General features: G+C 62.7%; 9 protein-coding genes. All 9 read right to left on the minus strand.

The window, feature by feature from the left end; all coding sequences use genetic code 11:
* Positions 1–5: 5 nt before the first annotated feature.
* Positions 6–2,942 carry a TIGR00180 family glycosyltransferase gene (locus GGI48_RS06625; protein WP_179597548.1) on the minus strand — a complete coding sequence of 979 codons (2,937 nt, stop codon included), beginning with the start codon at positions 2,940–2,942 and terminating at the stop codon, positions 6–8.
* A gap of 50 nt (positions 2,943–2,992) precedes the next feature.
* Entirely contained in the window at positions 2,993–3,730 is a 738-nt protein-coding gene (locus GGI48_RS06630; RefSeq protein WP_016963137.1) for a cephalosporin hydroxylase family protein, read from the minus strand.
* 20 nt (positions 3,731–3,750) lie between these two features.
* A complete protein-coding gene (locus tag GGI48_RS06635) occupies positions 3,751–4,821 on the minus strand; it encodes a class I SAM-dependent methyltransferase (protein ID WP_016963136.1) in 1,071 nt (356 codons plus the stop codon).
* Positions 4,811–5,677 carry an NAD-dependent epimerase/dehydratase family protein gene (locus GGI48_RS06640; RefSeq protein ID WP_260620629.1) on the minus strand — a complete coding sequence of 289 codons (867 nt, stop codon included), beginning with the start codon at positions 5,675–5,677 and terminating at the stop codon, positions 4,811–4,813. Before GGI48_RS06640 ends, GGI48_RS06635 begins: the two co-directional genes overlap by 11 nt.
* Entirely contained in the window at positions 5,674–6,900 is a 1,227-nt protein-coding gene (locus tag GGI48_RS06645) for a class I SAM-dependent methyltransferase (protein WP_179597552.1), read from the minus strand. Before GGI48_RS06645 ends, GGI48_RS06640 begins: the two co-directional genes overlap by 4 nt.
* Positions 6,897–7,457, minus strand: a complete 561-nt coding sequence (locus tag GGI48_RS06650) for a dTDP-4-dehydrorhamnose 3,5-epimerase family protein (protein ID WP_179597553.1) — start codon at positions 7,455–7,457, stop codon at positions 6,897–6,899. The genes GGI48_RS06645 and GGI48_RS06650 overlap by 4 nt, the downstream gene beginning before the upstream one ends.
* Entirely contained in the window at positions 7,454–8,536 is a 1,083-nt protein-coding gene (gene rfbG / locus GGI48_RS06655; RefSeq protein WP_179597555.1) for a CDP-glucose 4,6-dehydratase, read from the minus strand. The genes GGI48_RS06650 and rfbG overlap by 4 nt, the downstream gene beginning before the upstream one ends.
* Positions 8,518–9,291, minus strand: a complete 774-nt coding sequence (rfbF, locus tag GGI48_RS06660; protein WP_179597557.1) for a glucose-1-phosphate cytidylyltransferase — start codon at positions 9,289–9,291, stop codon at positions 8,518–8,520. The genes rfbG and rfbF overlap by 19 nt, the downstream gene beginning before the upstream one ends.
* Positions 9,292–9,557: 266 nt before the next feature.
* A complete protein-coding gene (locus tag GGI48_RS06665) occupies positions 9,558–13,127 on the minus strand; it encodes a glycosyltransferase (RefSeq protein ID WP_179597559.1) in 3,570 nt (1,189 codons plus the stop codon).
* Positions 13,128–13,184 lie beyond the last annotated feature (57 nt).

Genomic DNA, 13,184 nt, shown 5'->3' on the forward strand with positions numbered 1-13,184 from the left:
AATCCTTATCCGAGCAACTGAGCCCAGTTCACCGCGCCAGCAACGCCCAGGGCAAAGCCCTTGCCGCTCAATGAAAGGTTCGGGTTATAGGCACTATCCTGGGCAAAGCGCGCCGCCCACTTGTCCCGCAGCGCCGCTGCGGCTTGTGGATCCTGCGCCAGGGTGCCCGGATGCTGAATCTGCGCCTGGGGAGTCACTACGGTGAGGTATCCGGCATCGGAGGCTTTCAGGCACAGGTCGACATCGGCGAAGGCCTGGTCGAAATGCTCTTCGTCCAGTCCGCCCACCGCCTCGAACAGGGTCTTGGCGATCATCAGGCAGGCACCGGACACCGCCGAGTAGTTCTTCTCCACCCACAGGCTGTTCATGTAGCCCGCGGCGTCCTTGGCCTCGCCGGCAAAAGCTGCGCCCAGGTGACCATTGAGGCCGAGGATCAAGCCAGCCTGGGTGGTCTCTGCGCTGGCATTCACCAGTTTGGCGCCGACAATCCCCACTTCCGGCCGTTGGGCCTGGTTGAGCAGGCTTTCGAGCCAATTGGCATTGACCACTTCAGCCTCCGCCGAGAGCAGCACCAGGTACTCGCCACGCGCTTCCTGGCAAGCCAGGTTGTGCAGGGCCGACGTGCTCAGGCGCTGGCCGCTGCGCAGCACGCGAATGCGCTCGCCACGGTTCTCCAGGCTGGTCAGCCAACTATCAAGCGCGACATTCTGACTGTGGTTCTCGGCAATCAGCACTTCGTAGCGCTGGTAGCGGGTACGCTGCAGCACGCTGACCAGGCAGCGCTGCAGTTCGGCGAAGTTGTCCTGGCTGGGCAGGATGATCGACACCAGCGGCCGCTCGGCATGCTGATAATCGATCTGATAGGTGCCCGGCTGCGCCGAGCTGACCTGGGCGCGGTAGCCCCGCGCGGCCAGATGCCGGGTCAGCACCTGAGCCTCTTCAGCCGCGGCTGCGCGCCCCGGCTCCCGGCAGATCAGCAACGGCTCGGCCAGATGCGCCAATCCACCAAGGCCGCCGTCCTGGATCAGTTTCAACAACAGATCGAACTCCAGCGCCTGCTTCAGATCCCGGGAAAAGCCACCGACCTGCTGCAAAGCTTCGCGCTGCAGCAGCCAGTGCCGCGCCATCAGCGACGGGGCACTCTGTAGCTGATCCAGATTGACCCCAGGGCGGAACACCGCACTCAAGGTGAAATCCTCTCGACGCTGGACCTCATCCATCGCCACCGCACGGATGCCTTCAGCGCCCAACAGTTCCAGGCTGGCTCGCAACAACCCGCTGCGGGTGAACTGATCACCTGCTTCGGCCAGCAGCACCCAGTCGGCGCGGGACTGCTCGACGATCTGATTAAGCCGCTCGACGTAGTTGCTCTCGGTCACCTTGACGAAGTGCAGGGTGTCCTCGGCCCGGGTGGTCGCCGGCAAGTCGCCGGTGGTCAGCACCACCAGCTTGAACGCCCTGAAATGGCTGGCTACCAGGCTGTCGAACGTGGCTTGCAGCTTGACCATGTCGGCATCGAGGTCGAGCAGCAGGATCTGCACCTGAGGGCCGCCAGCATGGCGCGCCAGATGAGCATTGATGGCCTTCAACTGAGCTGGTTGCGGCTCACGCGCCTGCAGCCATTCAAGCAGTCGGCCCGACTGGGTAGCACTGAGCAGTTCCAGGCTGTCCGGTCCCGGCACCGACTCCAGACGCTCAGCCCAGGCCTGCAGCTTGCGTGCCTCATCGGGTTCGTCACTGTCGCGCATCGATTCGGCCAGGCGCTTTACAACCCGGCGATTGAACAGATTCAGGGTCAAGGCTTCCCAGAGCCGACTGCGCAGGGTCTGCACGGTGTCATTGGGGTGCTCGCGCATCAGCTCTTCCTGACGCAGTAGCACGCCTTCCAGCTCCTGAAGCTGAACCCGACCCGCCGGCATGGCATGCATGAGGAATTCGAACTGGGTCAACAGATCGAACATCGGCTGGTTATAGAACGGCATCTCGACGAACTGCTCAGGAGCGAAAGAACGTATCGGCTCAGCCCCCACCTCGACCCAGGCCGAACGGAAAATGATCGCGCCCTTGAGGGAGCGTCTCGACAGCAGGCAATCGGCCAAGGCGGCAAAACTGTCCAGGGCGATCTGCTTCACCTGCTGCGGGTCACGACCACTGAAGCCCGTGGGCAGCGAGGCCAGGAACTCGGCAAAAGCCTCGCGTTGCGCCATCGACCGGGCGTCCTGGTAGGCCAGCACCGTCAACACATCGGTGTCGTGATCCGAAACCCCGTAATTGGCTTCCCGCACGGCAAAGGGAATTGGCAGGATACGCGCCTTGGCGCAGGCCAGCAGGTAGAAGCTATGGCCAATTTCCTGCCACTCGAAACTGACTCCCGGCGGCAGTTGGTTGTACCACTGGCGCAGCAGATCGGTGCGCGTCACCGCATAGAACGGCGGCAGGAACTGCCCCATGAAACTCATCACCCGATCTTCGGGATCATCAGAGGCGTAGTCCTCCATCACCCGACGATCGCGGCGGTAGAAGTTGGTTTCCGAAGCCCGAGCCAGGTACATCATTCCGTACCCATGGCACACACCGTAATCCGGGTTGGCTTCGAGAAACTCCACCGATGCGGTCAGCGCATCATGGATCAGGAAGTCGTCATCGGCGGCAAACACCATGTAAGGGGTAGTGACTTGGTTCACACCGTAGGTGAGCTTGTCCTGCAACCCCTTGTAGTTGAACTGCGGAAGGTGCCGGTAGTCGACCTGAGGGTAGCGCTCGGCCAATGCCTGATTCGCCTCCAGGGAGGAATCCAGAACCAGGATCGAACAGGGGTAAGTACTGTAGTACTGCAAGGTGCGTTGCAGGAACGCCTTGCGGTTGTGGGTCATCACCACGAGGGTGAAACGTTCGCTCATCGGCGTTGCGCTGTTGTTCATCACTTTGTCTTCACCCCACATAAAACCTTCCCCACCACCGGCCACACGTCCGGAACTGCAACCATTGATATTCAGCGAACCCGACGCAGGTAACCGTCCGGTGCCACGGTGATCAGCAGCTTGTTCTGCATCTGCTGGTCGATCTCGAAATCGCGGTTCTCCTCCAGATAGGCCCAGACCGCGGTTTTTGGGTTGTCGCCCGGGCCCCAGGGACGATCCGGGAAGAACTCCGGCGGCATATCCTCGACCACGGTGTCCATGACCACGCAGTAGCTGTCGACCGACACCAGCGGCGCATACAGGCGCAGCTCTTCGAGCACGTGCTCGTGGGTGTGGTTGGAGTCCAGAACCAGGATCACCTTCTTGCCCGCCGCCGCGGCCCGCACCTGCTCGGCGATGGCCGGATCGATGCTCGAGCCTTCGATCATGCGGATGCGCTTGCTCATCGGATGCTGCTCGATGGCTTCGCGGTTGTGCGGGCGGATGTCCAGGTCGATGCCCAGCACTTCGCCATGACCCTGCAGCTCCAGCAGCGAGGCGTAGTAGATGATCGAACCGCCATGGGCGATGCCGCATTCGATCACCAGGTCCGGCTTGACCCGCCAGATGATCTCCTGCATCGCCATCATGTCCTGGGGCAGCTGGATGATCGGCCGGCCCATCCAGGAAAAGTGATAGCTGTACTTGTGCGCCGCGGATTCATTGAAAAAATCGCGGGCCAGGCCCTTGAGCTTTTCATCCTGGCCCTGGGCGCTGATCTGCGCCTGGCATTCTTGTTCAAAGGCTTGAATGACGTTGTGCTCGGTCATGTTCGGTTCTCAATGGCAAATTAGCTGAACGAAGCGCTGTCAACGGCGTGATAGACATAACGGCCGTCGGTCATGCGCTTGATTTCTTCGAGGTAGTTGGAATTCATCACGAACAGGTTGGCGCCCGCCGGCAGTGCCTGCATGGCTTCTTGTGGCGAGGACACGCGCATGCCACTGAGCGGCAGGTAGCGGCCCTGTTTGGCCGGGTTGATATCGACGACCTGATCCACTGCCACGCCCGCGCGTTGCAAAAACAGCGAATAGATCACGCCCTTGGACGATGCGCCCCAGATCCCGGCGGCGGTGTGCGGCGCCGACTGGATGATGCGCTTGGCAGACTCGATGCTGGCGGTGAAATCCGCCGGCATCTGCAGCGGCTGCAGCGGCGCCGGCAATGTCGACTGCAAGCTGCCCAGGTCCGCCACCACATACAGGTATTGGCCGCCGAACAGATGCCCGGCTTCATGCACGGTGCCGAACATGCGCTGCAGGTCTTCTAGACGGAAGTAGTTGACGTGCTCATAGAACACGTCGAACCAGGCGCGATGTTCAAGGATCCAGTCGAAACACGGCACTTCGATGTAGATCTGCCCGCCCTGGTTGGCATCGGCAATCTCCGCCAGAAAGGCCAGCGGATCGGCAATATGCTCCAGCACATGCCGCAGCACGATGGCCTCGGCCGCCAGCCCCAGGCCGCGGGTGAACGGCGCCTTGATCACCTCGGGGTTGCTCCCCTCGTAGGCCGGGTCAATGCCGGTGATGGCATAGCCCTTGCCGCGCAACAGCTCAAGGAAATAGCCCTTGCCGCAACCGACCTCGATCAGTTCCTGGCCCTTGAAGTGGCGGGCGATGATGCCCTCGACGTCCGTCAGGTGCTGCTGGAACTGCGCCGAGTGAGCCTGCTCGTTCTGATAGTCGCTGTCGTAGCTGAGCTTGTCGGCATCGAAGGCCTGATTGAAGATCAGCCCGCTCTGCAGGTCCTGCACCAGCACGATGTCCGCAGACGCCGAGGCCCGGGCACTCTGGGCATCGGCGAAGGTGCGGTTCTGCAGCACCGGCAAGTCGGCAACCCGATACAACTCATGCGCCATGTTCGGCTCCTGTTATGTCCAACAAGCGCTGGTTCAAGCCCCAGAACGCCATGGGTTCGTAGTCCGGATACGGGTAATGCCCCAGGTTCAGGCGGATCGCCGCGCCGCGCTGAGCAATACGCTGCTCCACCAGGGAACGCACGGCTATCGGCCGGCCACTGGAGCAATTGACCACCCCGGAAAATCCTCGCTGCTCGAGCAACGCCGCCAGGTAGCCGGCGGCCGCCTCGATGGCCAGGTAGTCCCGCAGTTGTTCGCCGCCGGACATGTTGAAAACCTCGTCACCGGCATCGATCGCTCGGTCCAGCGCCGCCAGCAGGCTCTTGGGGTTCTGCCCCGGGCCATGCAGGTAGAATAGCCGCGCCCACTGCAAACTGAAGGGCAACTGCTGCTGCAGAGCTTGCAGAAACAGATGCAGGCTGTGCTTGGCCAAACCGTAGGGATTGCTCGGGCGCGCCTCGACCTCTTCACTCAAGGGCCCGCTCTGCATGCCGTACTCGAAGCAGGTGCCGGTGACCAGCACCTGGCTCACCCCGGCCTCGACCACCGCCTTGATAAAGCGGTAGTCGGCCATCAGGTTGTGTTCCAGATGAAACAGCGCCTGATAGTTGGGCAGCCCCGGCCAGGCCAGATGGGCCAAGGCATCGACGCCATCCACCAGCGCCGCGATATCGAGCTGTGGGGCGTGCACGTCCAGGGCGCGAAACTCCACCGCGTCGAACCAGGACAGCTGTCGCGCCTTGTCAGCATCCCGCGCCACCGCGCGCACGCGGCATCCCCGGGCCAGCAAGGCCGCGACCAGATGCCGACCGACAAAGCCGGTGGCGCCGGTGACCAGCACCGTCCTGCCCTTCACAGCAGCTGCAACTCGGGCACGGCGATCACGAAGCGCCCGCCCCATTGCCGCACCTGGGCCAATTGCTCGCTGACTTCGCCGAGCAGGTTCCACGGCAGGACCAGCACATAGTCCGGACGCTCCTGATCGATACGCTCGGGCGCGACCACGGGAATACGGCTGCCCGGCAGGTACTTGCCCTGCTTGTGCGGGCTGGCATCGGCAACCCAGGCCAGGAGGTCGGGCTTGACCCCGGCGTAATTGAGCAAGGTATTGCCCTTGGCCGCCGCGCCATAACCCACCACGCGCTTGCCTTCGGCCTTGGCCTGGAGCAGGAAACGCAGCAGCTCGTGCTTGATCCGCTCGGCGGCCGGCGCCAGGGTCTGGTAGTACTCGGGGGTACTCACCCCGGCCTGCTGTTCCAGCTGCAGCTGACGCGCCACGCTGTCCAGTACGGGACGGCGCTGGCCATCGACACGCTGCACGAACACCCGCAGCGAGCCGCCATGGGTCGACAGGGTTTCGACATCGAAGATTTCCAGGCCGTTGCGCTGGCACAAGCCCTGGACCGCGGTCAGCGACAGGTAGGAGTAGTGCTCGTGGTACAGGGTGTCGAACTGCTGCCCGGCCATCAGGGTCAGCAGCTGAGGAAACTCGAAAGTCGCCACGCCCGTCGGCTTGAGCAAAGTAGCGAAACCGCAGAGGAAATCGTTGATGTCCGGCACGTGGGCCAGCACGTTGTTGGCCGCCATCAGGTCCGCAGCCCAGCCCTCCTCCAGCAACTGCGCGGCAGTGCCACGGCCGAAGAACAGCTCACGGATCTGTAGGCCCTTGGCCCGCGCCGCCTGGGCGGTGCTGTGGGTCGGCTCGACCCCGAGGCAAGGGATGTCACGCTGGGCCACGTACTGCAGCAGGTAGCCATCATTGGCCGCCACTTCCACCACCCGGCTCCGGGCATCCAGGCCGAAACGCTCGACCATCTGCGCCACGTAGTCCCGGGCATGCTGCAGCCAGGTACTGGAGAACGAGCTGAAATAGGCGTAGTCGGCGTCAAACAAGTGGTCGGCGCGGGTGTAGTCCTCGGTCTGTACCAGCCAGCATTGCTGGCAGACCTGGACCTTGAGCGGCACCCATTGCTCGGCCTGATCCAATTGCTCGGCCCGCAGGTAAGCGTTGGACGGCGGCGAAGTGCCCAAGTCGATCAGAGGCAGGCTCAGGCAGGCGCCACAACCGCGGCAATTCATAGACTCACTCCAGCGAAAGCAGCATCGAGCAAGGGGTGGCTGGCATCCCGGGTCGACAGATTATTGACAGGCAACGGCCAGTTGATCGCCAGGCGCGGGTCCAGCACCGACAACCCGGCCTCGTGCTCGGGGGCGTAGTCGGCGCTGTGCAGGTAGAGCAGTTCGGCATCCTCGCTCAGGGTCTGGAAACCATGGGCGAAGCCCGCCGGCAACAACAGGCTGCGGCCGTCGCCCGCCCTCAGGTGCTCAGCGTGCCAGTGGAGGAACGTCGGCGACTCGGGGCGCAGGTCCACTGCCACGTCCCAGACCTCGCCCCGCAGACAGGTGATGAGCTTGGCCTCGGGACGCGCGGCGGTTTGATAGTGCAGGCCACGCACACTGCCCCGTTCCCGGGTGCAGGAGTGGTTGATCTGACGGATATGAAACGGCTGGCCGAAGGCACTCAGGCTGCCTTCGCAGAACAGGCGGGAAAAGTGCCCACGCTGGTCCTCGAAACGCTTGTGGCGTACCTCGAACAACCCGGCCAATGGCAGGGCCAGTACCTGGAACTCGCTCACAGCGCCCCCCGGTACAGATTCAATTGCCCGAGGGTCACGGCGCGCATGTCCGCGCCGCTCTTCCAGGCCAGGTGCCAGTCCAGGGTTTGCACCAGGCACTGCTCCAGGGTCCAGCGTGGCATCCAGCCCAGCAACTGGCGGGCGCGACTGCTGTCCAGGCGCAACAGGCCGGCTTCGTGCAACTCACTGGGCTCGATCAGCAGCCCCGGGGCTTCGGGCCAGTGCCGGGCCAGCAGCCCCACCACGTCACCGACGCTGCACATGTCCTGCTCGCCGGGGCCGAAGTTCCAGGCCCCCGCGTATTGCGGACCTTGCTCATACAAACCAGCCGCCAGTTGCAGGTAGCCGGCCAACGGCTCCAGGGCGTGCTGCCAGGGGCGCACCGCCTGGGGAAAACGCAGGGTCACAGGTTCATCGGCGGACCAGGCCCTGAGCACATCGGGAATCAGCCGCTCGGGCGCGAAGTCGCCCCCACCCAGGACGTTACCGGCGCGGGCCGTGGCCAGGGCCAGGCCGTGCTCGGCGTAACGCTCGGCGGCAAAGAACGAGGAGGCATAGGACTGGGCCAGCAGCTCGCAACAGGCCTTGCTGCTGCTGTAGGGATCATGGCCACCCAAGGGTTCGTTTTCCCGATAGGGCCACAGCCATTCCTGATTGGCGTAGACCTTGTCGGTGGTCACCAGGACGCAGGCGCGCACCCCACCGACCTGGCGGATCGCCTCCAGCAGGTTGAGGGTGCCCATGACATTGCTCGAGTAGGTTCCCAGCGGATCACGATAGGCTTCACGCACCAGGGGCTGGGCCGCCAGGTGCAGGACGATTTCCGGCTCGACCTGGGCGATCAGCTCCAGCAGGCTGCCCAGGTCCCGCAGGTCGCCACGATGATCATTGATCCCTTCGGCCACCCGGGCCAGTTCGAACAGGCTGGGCTCGGTACTCGGGTCCAGGGCGAAACCGCTGACCTCTGCGCCCAGGCTCTGCAGCCACAGGCTCAGCCAACTGCCCTTGAAGCCGGTATGGCCGGTCAGCAGGACCCGCTTGCCGCGCCAGAACTCCGGACTCAGTCCCACTGCTTCCACGGGGCCTCCCCGCTTTGCCAGAGCTGTTCCAGATGGTTCTTGTCGCGCAGGGTGTCCATCGGCTGCCAGAACCCACCGTGCTCGAATGCACGCAATTGCTGGTTCCTGGCCAGTTGCATCAGCGGCTCGGCTTCCCAGGTGGTGCTGTCGCCATCGATGTAAGACAGCACCTTGGGCGACAACACGAAGAACCCGCCATTGATCCAGCCGCCGTCGCCACGGGGTTTTTCAGTGAACCCCAGGACCCGGTCGCCATCACGCTCCAGGGCGCCATAACGGCCAGGCGGTTGGACTGCAGTGACGGTGGCCAGCTTGCCGTGGGCCTTATGAAAATCCACCAGGGCGCCGATGTTCAGGTCGGACACACCATCGCCGTAGGTAAAGCAGAACGCCTCTTCATCCTGCAGGTAGCGCCCGGCACGGCGCAGACGACCGCCGGTCATGGTTTCCTCGCCGGTATCGATCAGCGTCACGCTCCAGGGCTCGCTGTAGTTCTGATGCACGTCCATGCGGTTGTTGCGCATGTCGAAGGTTACGTCCGAGGTATGCAGGAAGTAGTTAGCAAAGAAGTCCTTGATCGCGTAGCCCTTGTAGCCCAGGCAAATCACGAAATCATGAATCCCGTGAGCGGAATACTGCTTCATGATGTGCCAAAGAATTGGCTTGCCGCCGATCTCGATCATGGGCTTGGGCTTGAGGTGGGACTCTTCGCTGATTCGCGTACCCAGTCCACCAGCCAGAATTACGGCCTTCATCGCTGTCCTCTTGCTCTTCGCGGGCTGAATCAGCCCTCCTGAGACCTGGCTGAGCACCAGCCGCAGATCATTCATTCGCAGCCAGATACCTTGCACAGCCTCGCTGCGAAGGTTTTATGGCGATATGCGAGGGACTTGCAGGAAGTGCGCCAATTGCGCAGGCGACGCCTTGGGACGCGGCAAAAGAAAGCCCCTGGCCGTTACCTGCGACAGGGGCTTGGCAGAGCAGCCGGTCACCTTACGGAACGTCCCGGCCAGCGATGGAATCAGTCCGGCAACCAACCCCATAACCAGTGCTGCAGGTTGTCACTGCGCAGCATGAAGTCGCGATGCACCGCCTCACGCAACTCATCACCCATGCGATAGCTGGCTACCGGATCGGCCAGGTGCATGCGGATCGCCTGCAACCACTCCTCGGTGCTATTGCTGCGGACCCGGGTACAAGGCAGGAAGCCACGATAGGCCTCGGTATCGGTGCAGATCACCGGATAACCGCAGGCCCCGTATTCCAGCAACCGCAGGTTGCTCTTGCAGTCGTTGAAGATATGGAACTCCAAGGGAGCCAGAGCCAGATCGAGGTTCAGGCTGGCCAGCTTGAAGGGATAGCCTCGCAGGCCAATCGCCGGATGGTACTCATGCACGTAGGGGCGCAATGCATCCGGGCACATGCCGAAGAACACCCACTCCACTTCATTGGCCAGCTCGCGCACCACCTCGGCGATGATCTCCAGATCGCCGGTGTGACTGGTACCGCCCCCCCATCCAACCCGCGGTTTGCTGGAAGTGCCTCGACGACTGCTGAGCGTGGCCCATGGATCCGGCGCCAGCATGTTGGGCACGACCCGAATATCACCGTGCATACCGGACAGGGCCTCGGCCAGCGGCTGAGTGGTGACCACCACCCGATCACACAAGGCAATGCCCTCGCGCAGCAGTTGTTCGGTATTGAGCGGTTGGTTTCGCGTGTGGACGTTCTTCTTCGGCGCGCTGACGATGTAGTCGTCGATCTCAAAGATGCGCAGCGCCCGGGAGTACTTTTTCATCCGCAGGATATCGCCGACGGCACCTTCGCTATAACGCCCCTGAAGGACGATGGTATCGGGAGACAGACGTTCGATTTCCACCGTCGATGGCGACTCATAGGCTACCCGCGCGATGACCCTGCCCGCTGCCTCGAGCGCACTCAGAGGCCCAGTGACCCGGTAGTGCCCAACCGCGCTGGTATTGACCGGCAAGCCCAGCACCAACGGCAAGTTGCGGGCGCAGAACGGACTCCAGTTGTCACGCAGGCTCGGCTCCAGGCTGAAGCTGGAGAAACCCAGACTGAGGGCCGGATTGTAAGCCGGGTCGCGAGCGATCTTCGGCAACCACTGACGGTAGAAGGCTTCATGCTCGGCCTCCACGGCCTGCTGTTCGATCGCCTCCGGCGGCGTGTCGGCCTGCGCCAGCATCAAGATGGCATGTGGCGTCCAGACCACCAGATAGCCATTTCGATCGACCCGCAGACACAGGTCAGCAGTACTGAGTTCGCCATTGATCCCTTGCTCGTCCAGGCCACCAAGGCTGTCGAATACCTCCTTGCGCACCATCAAGCAATCGCCGCTGACCGAACTCCAGTTCTGCACCACTTGCAACCGCTGCATATACCCCCGGACACCCAGTGCCTCGCCAACAAAGGGCGAACCCACGGGACCGGCCAAGCCCAGGATATGTCCGGCATGCAGGACGGAACCGTCAGTGCTCAGAATCCGCGCGCCCACCACACCGACCTCCGGGCGCTGGGCCTGATTGAGCAGCTCGTCCAGCCAGTCCCCGCTGCAGATCCGCGCATGATGGCTGAGCAGCAGCAGGTATTCACCACGCGCGTGCGCTGCAACAGCGTTGACCAGACTTGCCCGGTTGTCAGGACCGCGATACGGCAGCACCCGCAACATGGAGCCGCCCAATTGCGCCATGGCCACCAGCCAGTCAGCCATGGCCGGGTCTCGGCTGCCGCCATCCACCAGAAGAATTTCATAATGGTTGTAGGCGGTCTGCTCTATCAGGCCTTCGATGCAGAGCTGCAAGGCCGCCAGGGAGTCACCACAGGTCACCACGATCGACACCAGCGCTCGCGTCTCGTGCAAGTAGTCGATTCGGTTGAGCAAGGGCAAGTCATCATGACCGATCTGGTGCTGCACGCCGATACGGCGCAAATGCGCAGCCACCAGGCCTTCACTGGCCTCGATCACCTGTGGCCGGGACAACCACTGAGCAAAGCTGAACTCGGATTCCAGCTGGATATCGGCAATATGCTCGATGGTCTGCGGGCCAGCGGCTTCCACCAACCGCCACAGCAAATCATGGGGAGCCAGCTCGCCGCGCACCGAATCGAACCCGCCCTCAAGCATGAAACGCTCACGGGAAAACGCCAGGGCACGTCCGACATAGGGATAAGTGCGCATCAAGTCGAGATTGAAGTCGGGCTTGAACACCGGCTCGCAGGACTCCCCCCGAAGCAAGGCACCTTCATCACTGTAGGCACAGAGCATGGCCGGGGTATTGGCGATCCGCTCGGCCAGCACCAGCAGGGCGGAATCCCGCAGACGATCACCGGCCTGCAGCAAATAGAACCAGTCACATCCCTCCAGTTGCGGCACCAGTTCGTTCAGCTGTCCAGCCCAATCGGCGCGCAGCGGCTGCTGCAGAACCCGCTCGCGGACGCCACACTCGGCCTCGGACAGAACCACCACGGCCTGGGGCGCGTAGAGCTGATTGTCCAGACTGTCCAGGGTTAGCCGAAGCGCGGCACTGTCCACCTGGTAGTCGATGATCACCGGAACGATACGCACCCGGCGCGGCCAACTGTCGATGCGCTGTGCCATCAGCCGCTGCTCCGACACCGAAAACTTGCGCACCGCCAGCCATTCTCGATAGAACTCATCGTAGCTCTGGCTCTCGCCACCCACCCGCCCGTTGACCACAGTATTGCGATTGCCCAGAACCCGAGCCACGAACAACTCTTGCCACTGACGTGGCCGCTCATGAGCCTGAAGCAGATCGACATAGCGCACCCAGCCTGAGGCAGGGGCGGACTCGCCACTGCGTACCGCCAGCATCTGCGCCAGCCATTGCCATTCAGTCGTGGCAAGACTGAGCATTTCCGGGGTGCTGCTAAGCCGTTCTGGGTAGAGCCGTTCGCAGCTCAACACACTGGTCAGCGCGGCGAAATTGCCACGGCGCATCAGGCAGATGAACAGCGCCAGGTCCAGCAAGGCAACAAATCCGCCACTGTCCTGAATCAACGCCGGCAGCAACTCCAGCACGTCGGCACGGCGCATCAAGGCAGCACTGAAATTACCCAGGAAATTTTTCCGAGTACCCTCGAAGAGTGCCAGCAAGTCACTTCCCTTGAGCAATGCATCCTCTCGGGTGAAACGGCAGTTTTCAATTCGCGACGGCAGGATGAAGTTTCCCGCATCGCCAAACACTCGCAACGCACACACCAGGCTGACATCGGGGTTCTCCAGCAGCACGGGAACCTGCAAGGCAACACTCGGCGCAAACAGCCGGTCGTCATCGCACAAGACCTTGATCAGCTCGCCACGAGCCTCCTCAACGCAACGCAGGATGTTCTTCTGCAAACCCAGGCGTTGCGGGTTGCGCAGGTAACGCACGGGATGCACAGGCTCGCCGATGGCTTCGACTATCCGCTGGATCTCATCGTCGGCACTGTCATCGCAGATGACGATCTCCAGCGGCTGGTAGGTCTGCGCCAGGGCACTGTCCAGAGCCTGACTGAAGAAGCGTGGGTTGAAGGCGGGGATAACGATGCTGACAAGAGGGGCTTGGTTCACGGTTGCAAACTCTCGAGCGGCGAGCCCCGGCCAGAAAGACCAGGGCTGCAAAACCGC

This window comes from Pseudomonas protegens, assembly GCF_013407925.2.
Taxonomy (GTDB): domain Bacteria; phylum Pseudomonadota; class Gammaproteobacteria; order Pseudomonadales; family Pseudomonadaceae; genus Aquipseudomonas; species Aquipseudomonas fluorescens_AP.

Bases quoted from the DNA above. Each gene is read 5' to 3' on its own strand.
- GGI48_RS06625 (WP_179597548.1), bottom strand. From the start codon at position 2,942: ATGTGGGGTGAAGACAAAGTGATGAACAACAGCGCAACGCCGATGAGC.
- GGI48_RS06630 (WP_016963137.1), bottom strand. From the start codon at position 3,730: ATGACCGAGCACAACGTCATTCAAGCCTTTGAACAAGAATGCCAGGCG.
- GGI48_RS06635 (WP_016963136.1), bottom strand. From the start codon at position 4,821: ATGGCGCATGAGTTGTATCGGGTTGCCGACTTGCCGGTGCTGCAGAAC.
- GGI48_RS06645 (WP_179597552.1), bottom strand. From the start codon at position 6,900: ATGAATTGCCGCGGTTGTGGCGCCTGCCTGAGCCTGCCTCTGATCGAC.
- rfbF (WP_179597557.1), bottom strand. From the start codon at position 9,291: ATGAAGGCCGTAATTCTGGCTGGTGGACTGGGTACGCGAATCAGCGAA.